The organism is Saccharomonospora piscinae (assembly GCF_005862235.1).
Taxonomy (GTDB): domain Bacteria; phylum Actinomycetota; class Actinomycetes; order Mycobacteriales; family Pseudonocardiaceae; genus Saccharomonospora; species Saccharomonospora piscinae.
Map to the genome: position 1 here is coordinate 621950 of NZ_VCEK01000001.1, position 13187 is coordinate 635136.

Genomic DNA, 13187 nt, shown 5'->3' on the forward strand with positions numbered 1-13187 from the left:
TTCTCGATGATCCTCACCATCACGCCCAACCCCGCCCTGGACGTCACCTACCACCTCGCGGACGTGCGGTGGGGTGAGGTCAACCGGGTCACCGAGGTCACCGAGACGGCGGGCGGCAAGGGCGTCAACGTCGCGCGGGTCCTTCACCAGCTCTCCGAACCGGTCAGCTGCACGGGATTTCTCGGCGGCGACACCGGGGACCGCATGCGGGACATGCTGGCGGGACTCGACCAGCGGTGGGTTCCGGTTCCGCACACCACACGACGCACCACGGCCGTGGTCACCGGCACGGCAACCACGCTGTTCAACGAACCCGGGGCGCCGGTGGACGAGGGCGCCTGGCACGCGCTCTCGACGGTGGTGGCCGACGTCGCGGGCCGGGGTGACGTCGTCGTGCTGTCCGGCTCGATGCCGCCCGGCACCACCGAGTCCGCCGTGGGCGAACTGGTCTCCCACGCCGCGAGGCGGGGCGCCCGCGTCGTGGCCGACACGTCGGGCCCGCTGCTGCGCACCGCCGCGCGCGCGGGCGCGGCGCTGGTGAAGCCGAACCAGGAGGAGCTGCGCGAGGCCACCGGGGAGGCCGACGTCGTCGCGGGCGCGCAGGTCTTGCTTGCCGACGGCGCCGAAGCCGTGGTCGTGTCGCTCGGCGAGGACGGAATGCTGGCACTCACCGGCGGTTCTGGCCGTCCACACCGGACTGTCCGTGCCCGGCCCTCGGGCGTGGTTCCGGGCAATCCGACCGGCGCGGGTGACGCGGCGGTGGCCGCACTGGCCCGGGCACTGCACGCCGCGGCGGCGACGCCGCTGGAGTCCGTCCTCCACGCGAGTCTGGCCGACGCGGTCGCGCTGTCCGCCGCCGCCGTGGCGTGTCCCGTGGCGGGCGAGGTCGACCTCGGCCGGTACCAGCGGGAGCGCGCGGCCGTGGCCGCCACCACCGGCTGAGGCCCGGCTGTGTCGTGAAGGGAGGCCGGGCTACGGGACCTGCGGACACGGCTACGTGAAGTGCGAACACGACTACGCCAGCTGCGGACACGGCTACGCAGGCTGCGGACACGGTGTCTTGATTGGTTTTGATTGGAAATCGCTCAGTTCGATCAGCTCTTGACAGCTTGTTGGCGGTCCGGCAAAGATTGCCGCCACGTCAACGCCGACGAGGAGTGGGTGAATCGTGGACGTCACGCCGAGCCGAAGGTCGTTCCTTTCCAGCATGGGTCTGGCGGCGGGAGCCGTCGCCGCCAGCGGTGCGCTACCAGCCGGAGCCGTCACCGAGACGGCGCTGGCCCCCGGACGCAAACCGGGCCAGCGTTCGATGATCGGAGTCCCGTTCGAGCGCCACGACGAGGTCCGCATCGGCCTCATCGGGCTGGGCAACCGGGGCATGGGCATGCTCTCGGGCTGGCTCGCCGTCCCCGGCGCGGTCGTCACCGCCGTGTGCGACACGGTCCCGGAGCGGGCCGAGCGGGCGGCCGACACCGTCCGGTCGGAGACCGGCAACCGCCCCACTGTCCATACGGGAAGCGACAGCGCGTACGAACAGCTGTGCGCGTCCGACGACGTCGATCTGATCTACGTCGCGACGCCGTGGGAGTGGCACTTCCGGCAGGGAATGGCCGCGCTCAAGGGCGGCAAGCACGTCGGTATCGAGCTGCCGATCGCCACGGAGCTGCGCGAGCTGTGGCGGCTGGTCGACGCCTCGGAGCGCGCGAACCGCCACTGCTTCCTGATGGAGAACTGCTCGTACGGCCGCAACGAACTGGCGATCCTGCGCATGGCCCACGACGGGCTGTTCGGCGGTCTCACCCACGGCCACGGCGGCTATCTCCACGATCTGCGGGAGCTGCTGTTCAACGGCCACTACGAGCCCGAGGACTGGCGGCGGGCCTGGCACGCGAAGCTCGACGCAAGCTTCTACGCCATGCACGGACTCGCCCCCATCGCGGCCTGCATGGACGTCAACCGCGGTGACCGCTTCCACTACCTCACGGCCACCAGCTCGGCGGCGCTGGGGCTGGCCGACTACCGCGAGCGCTTCATGCCCGAGGGTCACCCGTCGTGGAGCGACACCTACGTCAAGGGCGACCGCACCACCAGCATGATCATGACGGCGAAGGGCAGGCTGGTCCGCGCCGAGCACGATGTCAGCTCGCCCCGGCCGTACAGCCGCATCAACAGCATCGCGGGAGCACGCGGCATCTTCGAGGACTACCCCACCCGCATCTACGTCGAGCCCGACCACAGCGGGCACCAGTGGGCCGACGCCCAGCCGTACCTCGACCGCTACGACCACTGGCTGTGGCGCAAGGTCGGTGACGACGCCGAGAACAACGGCGGGCACGGCGGCATGGACTACATCCTCCAGTGGCGGATCGTCCAGCAGATGCGCGCGGGCCTGGTACCCGACATCGACGTGTACGATTCCGCAGCCTGGTGCGCCTCGGTCCCGCTGTCGGGTGAGTCGATCCGCAAGGGCAGCCGTCCCGTGGCGGTGCCCGACTTCACGCGCGGCCACTGGGAGGAGCCGAGGCCGGGCCTCGACTCGGAGGAGACCGACATGCCGGCCGTCCGCCGCGGTGGCCGGTGAGCGACAAGCGACGCAGCCGCGCTGCGACAGGAGGAACGGCCGTGAGACGAAGGACGAGGGGCGCCGCGCTGGTCGCCGTGGCGACGATGGCGCTGACCGCGTGTTCGGGAGGGGATGGCGCCGAGGACGGCAGCGTGGAGCTGACCATGCTCGCCGCCTCCTACTCCGACAACACCAAGCAGCTGTGGGAGGGGGTGATCGCGAGTTACGAGGACGCCAACCCCGGGGTCACGGTGAACCTGGAGATGCAGTCGTGGGAGAACATCAACGACGTCATCCGCACCCGGGTGCAGTCCAACGAGGCTCCCGACATCCTCAGCATCGACGCCTTCGCGGGCTACGTCGAGGACGACCTGCTGTACTCGGCCGAGGAGCTGCTGTCGCAGGAGACGATCGACGACTTCGAGGACTCGTTCCGTGAGAACGCCTCCATCGACGGCACCCAGTACGGGTTCCCGCTCATCGCGTCGGCGCGGGCGCTGTTCGTCAACGACGAGCTGCTGGCCGAGGCCGGCGTCGAAGAACCGCCGACGACGTGGGAGGAGCTGCGCGCCGCCGCCGAGGCGGTCACCGAATCCACCGACGCCTACGGCTACGGTCTGCCGCTCGGGTCCGAGGAGGCTCAGGCCGAGGCCGGTATCTGGTTCCTCGGCGCGGGCGGCGGTTACGGCGACGCCCAGAAGATCACGGTGGACACGCCGCAGAACCGCGAGGCGGCGGCCTTCATGAAGGGCCTCTACGACGACGGCCTCACCCAGCCCGACGCGGGAGCGACCCAGCGCACGCCGATGCTCGACCAGTTCATCCAGGGCCGGTTCGGCATGGCGATGGGCCTGCCGCCGATCGTCGGCATGATCGAGGAGAAGAACCCCGAGCTCGACTACTCGATCGTCGACATCCCCACCAAGGACGGCGAGCAGGTGACCCTCGGGGTGGCGGACCACCTCATGTCCTTCCGCAACGACGAGGACAAGGCCGAGGAGGTGGGCGCGTTCCTCGACCACTTCTACCAGCCGGAGAACTACGTCGAGTTCGTCGACACCGAGGGGTTCCTGCCGGTGACCAAGTCCGGCGCCGAGCAGACGACCAACGAGGCCATGGGACCGTTCCTCGACATGCTGCCCTCGGCCGAGTTCTATCCCTCGACGAACCCCGCCTGGGCGACCACGCAGGCGGCGATGCAGTCGCAGATCGGATTGCTCACCACGGGCACCGCCCCACAAGAGGTCCTGGCCGGTATCCAGGCCGAGGCCGACAACGCCTGAGGGTGTCCGGACGCCGGGTGCCGCCTTCGTGGCGGCACCCGGCGTGCGCGAAGGGAACGTCGATGTCACACACTCCGACCGTCGCCGCGAGCGGGCGCCGTCGTCGCGGCCGTGGCCGCGAGCTGCTGCGGGCACTGCCCTGGATCGGGCCGAGCCTGCTGCTCATCGCCGGGATCGTGTTCTACCCGGCCGTGCTGATGATCATCAACTCGACGCGGGAGATCTCCCAGACGGGAGTGGATCGCGGCAGCGCGGGGCTCGACAACTACGACGCGCTGTTCGAGATGCCCGCGCTGCCCGGTGTGCTGCTGCGCACCGTGCTGTGGGTGTCGGTCGTCGTGGTGGTCACGATCGTGCTGTCGCTCGCGCTGGCCAACCTGCTCAACAAGGCGTTTCCCGGCAGGCAGTTCGTCCGGCTCGCGGTGATCGTGCCCTGGGCGTCGTCGGTGGTCATGACCACCACGGTCATCTACTACGGCTTAGAGCCGGGCTACGGCATCGTGCAGCAGTTCCTGTTCGACATCGGGCTGCTGGACTCCCCCGACTTCGGGTTCACGAAGTCGATGCCGTCGGCGTTCCTCATCGCGATCGGGATCGCGATCTTCGTGTCGCTGCCGTTCACCACCTACACGCTGCTGGCCGGAATGCAGTCGGTGAGCCCCGAACTGCTGGAGGCCGCGCGAATCGACGGCGCCTCCTCCCGCGTGGCGTACTTCAAGATCGTGCTGCCGCACCTGCGGCCCGCGCTCGCGGTGGCCACGATCATCAACATCATCAACGTCTACAACAACTTCCCGATCCTGTCCGTCGTCACCGGCGCGCTCCCGGGATACGAGGCCGACACCACCACCACGCTGATGTTCAAGGTGTTGCAGGACCTGCGCGACTCCGGCATGGCCTCGGCGCTGGCCGTGCTGAACCTCGTCATCGTGATCGCGGTGATCGCGGTGTACGTGCGGATCGCGAAACCACTGAAGGCGGTCGACGAATGAGCACCACAGCCGGCACCGACGACCGCGCCACCGCCACCGCGCCCGCACCGGCCGACCCGCCGTCCCGGCGACGCCGGTCGCGGCGCCCGCAGCTGGAACCGCCGGGCGCCCGCGGCTCCCTGCCGCTGCGCGTGGTCGGCGGGATCGTCGTCGCGCTCGTGTTCCTGCTGCCCTACCTGGTCATGTTGGTGGGCTCGTTCAAGTCGCGGCCCGAGATCCTGCGGGTACCGCCGTCCTACCTGCCCGAGCAGTGGCTGCCGGACAACTACGCCACGATGTGGTCCACGCCGGAGACCCCGCTGCCGGACAACCTGACGTCCACCCTGGTGATCGCGGGGTGCGCGACCCTGCTGACGCTGGCGGTCGCGACACCGGCGGCGTACTACACCGCGCGGTTCCGCTTCCCCGGGCGGCTGGCCTTCCTGTTCTGCGTGCTCGTGACTCAGATGCTGCAACCCGCGGTCCTGGTGGCCGGGTTGTTCCGCCAGGCGCTGTCGTGGGGCATCCAGGACACCTGGCTCGCCATGATCCTCATCAACGCGGCCTTCAACATGTCGTTCGCCACCTGGATCATGCACTCGTTCTTCGCCGCGATCCCGAAGGAGCTGGACGAGGCCGCCCAGATCGACGGCGCGGGCCGTTTCACGGTGTTCTTCAAGGTCACGCTGCCGCTGGTGTGGCCGGGCGTCGTCACCGCCGTCATCTTCACGTTCGTCGCGGCGTGGAACGAGTTCGCGGCGTCACTGGTGATCCTCACGTCGGCCGAGAACCAGCCGTTGTCGGTGGCACTGACCAAGTTCGTCGGCCAGTACGACTCCGCGTGGCAGTACGTGTTCGGGGTCTCCGTCGTGGCGATCGTGCCGGTGGTCGTGCTGTTCGCGCTGATCGAGAAGCGGCTCGTGGCCGGGCTCACCGCCGGAAGCGTCAAGTAGGCGCCCGTGCCGACCTCCGAGGGCTCCGTGCTCCGCCCCGCCGTCGTCGCGCTCGACGTGGGTGGCACGTACGTCAAGTGCCTGACCGTCGACGAGACCGGTGTGCTGGCCAGTGACTCGGTGCCGACCCGCGCGGCCGACGGCCCCGAGGCCGCGTTCCGGGTCGTGTGCGACGCCGCGACGGCCGCCCTGGGCGCGCTGCCGCCGACGCACACGGCGGCCGGGATCGGGCTCGCGGTGCCGGGCACGGTGGACGAGCACCGCGGGGTGTGCGTCCACTCGGAGAACCTGGGCTGGCGGGAGCTGCCCGTGGTGGAGCGGCTCTCGGCGCACACGGGGCTGCCCGTGGGGTTCGGCCACGACGTCCGCGCCGGCGCGACGGCGGAACGGCGGCTCGGCGCGGGCCTCGACGCCGGGGCACCCGTGGCCGACCAGCTCTACGTCTCCGTGGGAACCGGGCTCGCGGCGGCACTGGTGCTCGACGGCAGGCTGGTGGTTTCGGGAGGCTACGCCGGGGAGATCGGGCACGGCGGTGCGACCACGGGGCTGCCCTGTGTGTGCGGCGGGCACGGCTGCGCGGAGACCGTCGCCTCGGCCGCCGCGATCGCCCGCCGCTACACCGCCGCCACCGGAACCACCGTCGACGGAGCACGGGACGTCCTCGCCCGTGCCACCGACGGCGACGCGGTGGCACGGCAGGTGTGGGACGACGCCGTGGCCGTGCTGGGGGCCCTGGTGGCCGACCTGGTGCGGGTCACCGGAGTGGCCCACGTCGTCGTCGGCGGAGGGCTGATCCACGCGGGCGACGCACTGCTGACGCCGCTGCGACAGGCCGTGGGCGAGTTGCTCACGGTGCATCCCGAACCCCGCGTGGTGCCCGCCGCGCTGGGCGGAGCCGCCGGGTCCTGGGGCGCGGCGCTGCTCGGCTGGCAGGCCGCCGGAGTGGACCTCGACCCCGTACTCACCGGCTACGCCGAGCTGCTGCGGCCCGGGGACGGCCCCGCCGGAGCGGGCTGAGCAGCGGCAAGGGACCCACAGTCACACCGAGAAGGAGCGCACCAGCGATGACCACCCCACTCGTGTCCGACGAGATCGCCAGCCAGCCCGACACGTGGCGGCAGGCCGCCGCCCTCGCCGCGACGTCCCCGCTTCCCGAGCACGGACTGCGCGTGGCCGTCGTCGGGTGCGGCACGAGCTGGTTCGTCGCCCAGGCGTACGCCGCGCGGCGGGAGAGCCTCGGCCACGGGGTCACCGACGCCTTCGCGGCGAGCGAGTACCCCGAGGGCCGGGACTACGACCTCGTCGTCGCGATCACCCGGTCCGGCACCACCACGGAGGTGCTGGACCTACTGGGTGAGCTGCGGGGACGGGTGCGGACGCTCGCGATCATCGGGGACCCGGACTCGCCCGGCCGGGATGCCGCCGACGACGTCGTGACGTTGCCGTTCGCCGACGAACGGTCGGTGGTGCAGACCCGCTTCGCCACGTCGGCGCTGACCCTGCTGCGGGCGGGGCTCGGCGAGGACACCGCCGCGCTGGCCACGGCCGCTGAGGACGTGGTGCGCTGGCCGGTACCGGCGGAGCTGCTGGCGAAGACGCAGTTCACCTTCCTCGGCCGGGGTTTCAGCGTGGGGCTCGCCCACGAGGCGGCGCTCAAGGGCAGGGAGGCGGCGCTGGCGTGGACCGAGTCGTACCCCGCCATGGACTATCGCCACGGCCCCAAGTCGATCTCCGACGGCGACTCCGCCGTGATCTTCTTCGGCCCCCGGCCCGAGGGGCTGGTGGCCGAGGTGGAGGCCACGGGTGCCCTCGTCCACTACTTCGACGAGGACCCCCAGCTCACGCTGGTGCGCTGCCAGCGACTCGCGGTGGCCTACGCGCTCGCGAAGGGACTCGACCCGGACCGGCCCCGCAACCTCACCCGCTCCATCGTGCTGGCCGGGGAGTGAGCGGGCCATGCCTCTCGTGACTCCCCACGACGCGCTGCGCCGCGCGCGCGATCACCACCGTGGCCTGGCGGCGTTCAACGTCGTCCAGCTCGAACACGCGGAGGCGTACGCGACGGCGGCCGAAGCCACCGGGCGCACCGTGGTCCTCCAGATCAGCCAGAACGCCGTGCGTTACCACGGCGCGCTGGCGCCGCTGGCCCGCGCGGTGGTGGAGGTGGCTCAGGCGTCCACGGCGCCGCTGGTGCTCCACCTCGACCACGCCGACGACCGCGCGCTGGTCCGGGAGGCACTGTCCCTCGGCTTCACGTCGGTCATGTTCGACGCCTCCGCGCTGCCCTACGACGAGAACGTCGCGAGCACCGCCGAGGTCGCCGCCGAGGCGCACGCGCTCGGCGTGGCGGTGGAGGCCGAGCTGGGCGAGGTCGGCGGCAAGGACGGCGTCCACGCGCCGGGAGTGCGCACCGATCCCGCGGAGGCCACCGAGTTCGTGGCCGCCACCGGGGTCGACTCGCTCGCGGTGGCGGTCGGCTCGTCCCACGCGATGACCGAGCGCACGGCGGATCTCGACCTGGAGCGCATCGCCGCGCTGCGGGCCGCGCTGGCGGTGCCGCTGGTGCTGCACGGCTCGTCGGGCGTGCCGGACTCGACCCTCACCGCCGCCGTGCGCGCGGGCATGACGAAGATCAACATCGCCACCCACCTCAATCACGCCCTCACCGACGCGGTGCGGGCCTACCTCGCCGATCACCCCGGCGTGGTCGATCCGCGCAAGTACCTCGGAGCCGGGCGCGAGGCGGTGACCGACGAGGTGATGCGGTTGCTGACCGTCATCGACGCCGTGTGAGGCTCTGCCCGACGACGGGTTCGAGCAGCTCCGCCCACTGGCGTACGAGGCGCTCCCGGCGTTTCGAGTCGTCGCTGAGCAGGCTCGCCAGGCCCAGCCCCCTGGCGAGGTCCAGTGTGGACTGAACGGTCTCGCGTACGCCGGGAGCCGACTCGTCGGCCTCCAGCAATTCCACGGCCACGCGGTGTGCCTCGCGGCCGACGCGCGCCTCCAGCGGAGCCAGCACCGCCCGCAGCGCCTCGTCCGTGGACGCCGCCACCCACAGGTGCAAAGCGGCGCGGAACATCGGGCCGGTGTAGAGGTTGAGCAGCATCCGCGCCACCGGCTCGGCGCGTCCCCGCCCCCGGGGCAGGGTCTCCGCGCGGCGGCGCACCTCGGAGATCTGCTGCTCGGCGAGGTACTCCACGGTGGCCACCACGAGGTCCTCGCGGGTCGGGAAGTGGTGCTGCGCGGCACCGCGCGACACCCCGGCGCGCTCGGCGACGACCCCGACCGTGGTGCCGGTCCAGCCGCGTTCGGCCAGGCACTCGGCGGCCGCGGTCACCAGCCGCGCCCGCGTCGTGCGGCTGCGTTCCTGCTGCGGCTCACGCACCATCGGCCGGGTCGACCCAGAAGTCGAGCTGGAGATCCTCCTCGCGCTCGGCGAGGCGGTAGCGCGAGAGATCGGTGATCCCGGCGGCGGCGAGCACCTCGTCGTCGATGAGGAACCGCCCCGTGCGCTCGCGGCTCGGCGTGCTGAGCACGGCGTGCGCGGCGTCGGCCATGATCTCGGGCGTGCGCGAGCGGCTGGCGAGCTCCGATCCGACCACGTTGCGGATCGCCGCCGTGTCGATGGTGGTGCGTGGCCACAGCGAGTTCACCGCCACGCCGTCGGCCCGCAGTTCCGCGGCCAGCCCGACCGTCACCAGGCTCATCGAGTACTTCGCGATGCTGTACGCGAGGTGCCCGCCGGTGAACCACTTCTCCTCGAGCCGGATCGGCGGCGACAGCGTCAGCACGTGCGGGTTCGCCGACCGGCGCAGGTGCGGGATCGCGGTGCGCGAGAGCAGGAAGGAGCCCCGGGCGTTGATGTCCTGCATCAGGTCGTAGCGCTTCATCGGGATGTGCTCGGTCGGCGACAGGTCGATGGCGCTGGCGTTGTTCACCACGATGTCGATGCCGCCGAACTGCTCCACGGTCCGCTCGACGGCCGCCGTCACGGCGTCGTCGTCGCGCACGTCACCCACGATCGGCAGGGCGTGCCCGCCCGCGTCCTCGACGGCCTGGGCCGCCGTGTAGATGGTGCCCGGCAGCTTCGGGTGCGGTTCGCCCGTTTTCGCGAGCAGCGCCACGTTGGCGCCGTCCCGGGCAGCGCGGACGGCGATGGCCTCGCCGATGCCCCGGCTCCCGCCGGACATGATGATGGTCTTTCCTGCCAGTGTGGTCACGAACACCCTTTCCGTCTCGTCTCGGCGATCTGTGCTCAGTACGACTTCGGCAGCCCGAGGCTGTGCTGGGCCACGAAGTTGAGGATCATCTCCCGGCTCACGGGGGCGATCCGGCCGACGCGCACGGCGGCCAGCATCGTGCCAAGACCGTACTCGGAGGCGAGGCCGTTGCCGCCGTGGACCTGCACCGCCTGGTCGACCGCACGCACGGCGACCTCGGCACCGGCGTACTTCGCCATGTTCGCGGCCTCCCCCGCAGCCCCGTCGTCGCCCGCGTCGTAGAGCGCGGCGGCCTTCTGGGTCATGAGCCGCGCGAGCTCCAGTTCGATCTTCACTTCAGCCAGCGGGTGTGCCAGGCCCTGATGCGTGCCGATGGGCGCGCCGAACACGCTGCGCTCGTTGGCGTAGCCGACCGCCTTGTCGAGCGCGTAGCGGGCGATGCCGGTGGAGAACGCCGCGCCGAGGATGCGCTCGGGGTTCAGGCCCGCGAACAGCTGCGCGAGGGCGGCGTCCTCGGAACCGACGAGCGCGTCGCCCGGCAGCCGCACGTCGTCGAGCACCAGCTCGAACTGCTGGTCGGCCGACACCAGGTCCATGGGAATCGCCCGGTACTCCAGGCCGGGCGTGCCGGTAGGCACCACGAACAGCGCGGGCTTGAGCCTGCCGGTGCGCGCGTCCGCCGTGCGGCCCACCACCAGCACCGCGTCGGCCTCGTCCACGCCGGAGATGTACACCTTCCGCCCGGTCAGCACCCAGTCGCCGCCGTCGCGGCGGGCCGTGGTGGTGAGTCGGTGGGAGTTCGACCCGGCGTCCGGCTCGGTGATCGCGAACGACATGCGCACCGCGCCGGTGGCGAATCCGGGCAGCCAGCGCGACTTCTGCTCGTCGGTGCCGTAACGGGCGATCACGGTGGCGCAGATCGCCGGGGACACCACCATGAGCAGCATGGGCGTGCCCGCCGCGCAGAACTCCTCGCACACCGCCGCGAGGTCGCCGATGCCCGCGCCCCCGCCACCGTAGGTCTCGGGCACGGCCACACCGAGGTAGCCGAGATCGCCCGCCTCGGCCCACAACTCGCTCGTTCGCCCGCCGGTGCGGGCCTTGCCGAGGTAGTACTCGTGCCCGTACTTCGCGGCGAGGCGGGCCACGGCCTCCCGCAGTGCCAGCCGCTCCGGTGTTTCGGTGTAGTTCACGCGGGCTCCTTCGCTGTCGTGACGTCGTCGGCCTCGTCGGCGCCGTCGGGTGCCACGACGGCCAGCACCGAGCCCTGGTCGACCTGGCAGCCGGGCGTGGCGGTCAGCTCGCGGACCACGCCGTCGGCGGGGGCGGCCACCCGGTGCTCCATCTTCATGGCCTCCAGCCACAGCAGTGGCTGCCCGGCCCGCACCCGGTCCCCCACCGTCACCGCCACCCGCACGACGGTGCCCGGCATGGGCGCCGTCAGCGATCCCTCCGCGAGCGCGGCGGCCGGGTCGGGCAGGCGCGGCACCGGAACCAGCGACACGCTCCCGAGTGGGGAGTCCACCGCCGTGCTCCCGGGATACCGGGCCACGTCGAAGGCGTGGCGCACTCCGGCGATCTCCAGCACGACCCGGTCGGGCGCGCTCGACACGACCGTGACACCGGTGTCCTCGTCGTCGGCCGGAACGAGGCCCGCCCGCGTGGCGGTGTAGTGGATCGCGTGTTCCGTCCCGTCGTGGCGATACACCTTCGTGTGCGGCGCCGAGACGACGTTGCGCCACCCTGCCGGCAGCTCCGCCAGCACCCGGGCGTGGGCCCTGCGGTGCCGCGCGTCCGCCAGCGCGGCGGCCAGCGCCGACCACCGCACCACCGATTCGGAGGGCGCGGCGAGCACGGTCGCGGCGTGGTGGCGGGTGAGAAACCCCGTGTCGGTCTCGCCCGCCAGGAAGTCCGGGTGCCGCAGCACCGCCACCAGCAGATCGCGGTTGGTGACGGGGCCGTGAATCCGGGCGGACGCGAGCGTACTCGCGAGCCGCCGCGCCGCGGCGCGGCGGCCGGGTGCCCAGGCGATCACCTTCGCGAGCAACGGGTCGTAGTGGACGCTGATCTCGCATCCGTCGGTGACACCGCTGTCGAGGCGGATGCCGTGCCGGTCGGGCACACCGAACTCGGTGCCCACCTCGCCCACCGCGAACCGGTGCAGGGTGCCGCTGCCGGGCCGCCAGCCCGCGGCGGGGTCCTCCGCGTAGAGGCGGGCCTCGATCGCGTGGCCGCGTACCGGCGGCGGCGAGCCGGTGAGCCGCTCGCCTTCGGCGATCCGCAACTGCCAGGCCACCAGGTCGAGGCCGGTGACGCACTCGGTGACCGGATGCTCCACCTGCAGGCGCGTGTTCATCTCCAGGAAGAAGAACTCCCCGGACTCGGTGACGAGGAACTCCACGGTGCCGGCGCCGACGTAGTCCACCGTCTCGGCCACGGCCCGCGCCGCGTCGAACAGCCGCTCCCGCAGCCGGTCGTCCACGGCGGGAGACGGAGTCTCCTCCAGCACCTTCTGGTGCCTGCGCTGGATCGAGCACTCGCGCTCCCCCACCGCCCAGACCGTGCCGTGGGTGTCGGCCAGCACCTGCACCTCGATGTGCCTGCCGCGTTCGACGTAGCGCTCGCAGAACACGGTGCCGTCGCCGAACGCCGAGGCGGCCTCGGTCCGGGCGCCCCGCACCTCGCCGGGCAGTTCGGCCCGCTCGCGCACGATCCGCATGCCGCGTCCGCCGCCCCCCGCCGACGCCTTCACCAGCACGGGGAACTCGGCGTCGGTGACCGCGTCCGGATCGAGTTCGGCGAGCACGGGCACCCCGGCGGCGGCCACGACCCGCTTGGACTCGACCTTGGAGCCCATCAGCGCCATGCTCTCCGGCGAGGGGCCCACCCACGTCAGCCCGGCTGCCAGCACGGCGCGCGCGAACGCGGCGTTCTCCGACAGGAAGCCGTACCCGGGGTGTACCGCGTCGGCTCCGGCGGCGAGTGCGGCGTCGACCAGCGCGTCCGCGCGCAGGTAGGTCTCGGCGGGCGTCACGCCGGGCAGGCGCACGGCGGCGTCGGCGGCGGCGACGTGCGCCTGCCCCGCGTCGGCGTCCGAGTGGACCGCCACCGTGCCGATGCCCGACTCGCGACAGGAGCGCACCACCCGCAGCGCGATCTCGCCGCGGTTGGCGACCAGCAGGTTCGTGATCACGGCA

At 72.0% G+C, this 13187-nt stretch carries 12 protein-coding genes; 8 read left to right on the forward strand and 4 right to left on the reverse strand.

What is annotated here, in order from left to right; translation table 11 throughout:
- Positions 1-6: 6 nt before the first annotated feature.
- From FFT09_RS03010 to FFT09_RS03045, 8 genes are all read left to right on the forward strand, one after another.
- Positions 7-942: a 1-phosphofructokinase family hexose kinase gene (locus tag FFT09_RS03010; protein ID WP_081190639.1), complete on the forward strand. Its 936-nt coding sequence runs from the start codon at positions 7-9 to the stop codon at positions 940-942.
- Between the two features lie 265 nt (positions 943-1207).
- A complete protein-coding gene (locus FFT09_RS03015) occupies positions 1208-2581 on the forward strand; it encodes a Gfo/Idh/MocA family protein (RefSeq protein WP_420852671.1) in 1374 nt (457 codons plus the stop codon).
- 41 nt (positions 2582-2622) lie between these two features.
- Positions 2623-3846 (forward strand): ABC transporter substrate-binding protein, encoded by a 1224-nt coding sequence (locus tag FFT09_RS03020; protein ID WP_138381757.1) that lies wholly within the window; start codon positions 2623-2625, stop codon positions 3844-3846.
- 62 nt (positions 3847-3908) lie between these two features.
- On the forward strand, positions 3909-4838 hold the full coding sequence (locus FFT09_RS03025) for a carbohydrate ABC transporter permease (protein ID WP_081190641.1): 930 nt from the start codon (positions 3909-3911) through the stop codon (positions 4836-4838).
- Positions 4835-5770: a carbohydrate ABC transporter permease gene (locus tag FFT09_RS03030; RefSeq protein ID WP_244231194.1), complete on the forward strand. Its 936-nt coding sequence runs from the start codon at positions 4835-4837 to the stop codon at positions 5768-5770. Before FFT09_RS03025 ends, FFT09_RS03030 begins: the two co-directional genes overlap by 4 nt.
- A 6-nt stretch (positions 5771-5776) precedes the next feature.
- On the forward strand, positions 5777-6787 hold the full coding sequence (locus tag FFT09_RS03035; protein ID WP_138381758.1) for an ROK family protein: 1011 nt from the start codon (positions 5777-5779) through the stop codon (positions 6785-6787).
- Positions 6788-6834: 47 nt separating this feature from the next.
- The gene (locus FFT09_RS03040) at positions 6835-7719 is read left to right on the forward strand and encodes an SIS domain-containing protein (protein WP_138381759.1); all 885 of its coding nucleotides are present in this window, start codon (positions 6835-6837) and stop codon (positions 7717-7719) included.
- 7 nt (positions 7720-7726) lie between these two features.
- Positions 7727-8563, forward strand: a complete 837-nt coding sequence (locus FFT09_RS03045; protein ID WP_138381760.1) for a class II fructose-bisphosphate aldolase — start codon at positions 7727-7729, stop codon at positions 8561-8563.
- On the opposite strand, the gene FFT09_RS03050 is transcribed toward FFT09_RS03045, so the two are convergent.
- From FFT09_RS03050 to FFT09_RS03065, 4 genes are read right to left on the reverse strand one after another with little or no spacing between them, the layout of a single operon-like run.
- On the reverse strand, positions 8547-9158 hold the full coding sequence (locus FFT09_RS03050) for a TetR/AcrR family transcriptional regulator (RefSeq protein WP_081190645.1): 612 nt from the start codon (positions 9156-9158) through the stop codon (positions 8547-8549). The genes FFT09_RS03045 and FFT09_RS03050 overlap by 17 nt on opposite strands.
- Positions 9148-9990, reverse strand: a complete 843-nt coding sequence (locus FFT09_RS03055) for an SDR family oxidoreductase (protein WP_138381761.1) — start codon at positions 9988-9990, stop codon at positions 9148-9150. The genes FFT09_RS03050 and FFT09_RS03055 overlap by 11 nt, the downstream gene beginning before the upstream one ends.
- A gap of 35 nt (positions 9991-10025) precedes the next feature.
- Positions 10026-11183 carry an acyl-CoA dehydrogenase family protein gene (locus FFT09_RS03060; protein WP_081190646.1) on the reverse strand — a complete coding sequence of 386 codons (1158 nt, stop codon included), beginning with the start codon at positions 11181-11183 and terminating at the stop codon, positions 10026-10028.
- A complete protein-coding gene (locus tag FFT09_RS03065; RefSeq protein ID WP_138381762.1) occupies positions 11180-13183 on the reverse strand; it encodes an ATP-binding protein in 2004 nt (667 codons plus the stop codon). Before FFT09_RS03065 ends, FFT09_RS03060 begins: the two co-directional genes overlap by 4 nt.
- Positions 13184-13187 lie beyond the last annotated feature (4 nt).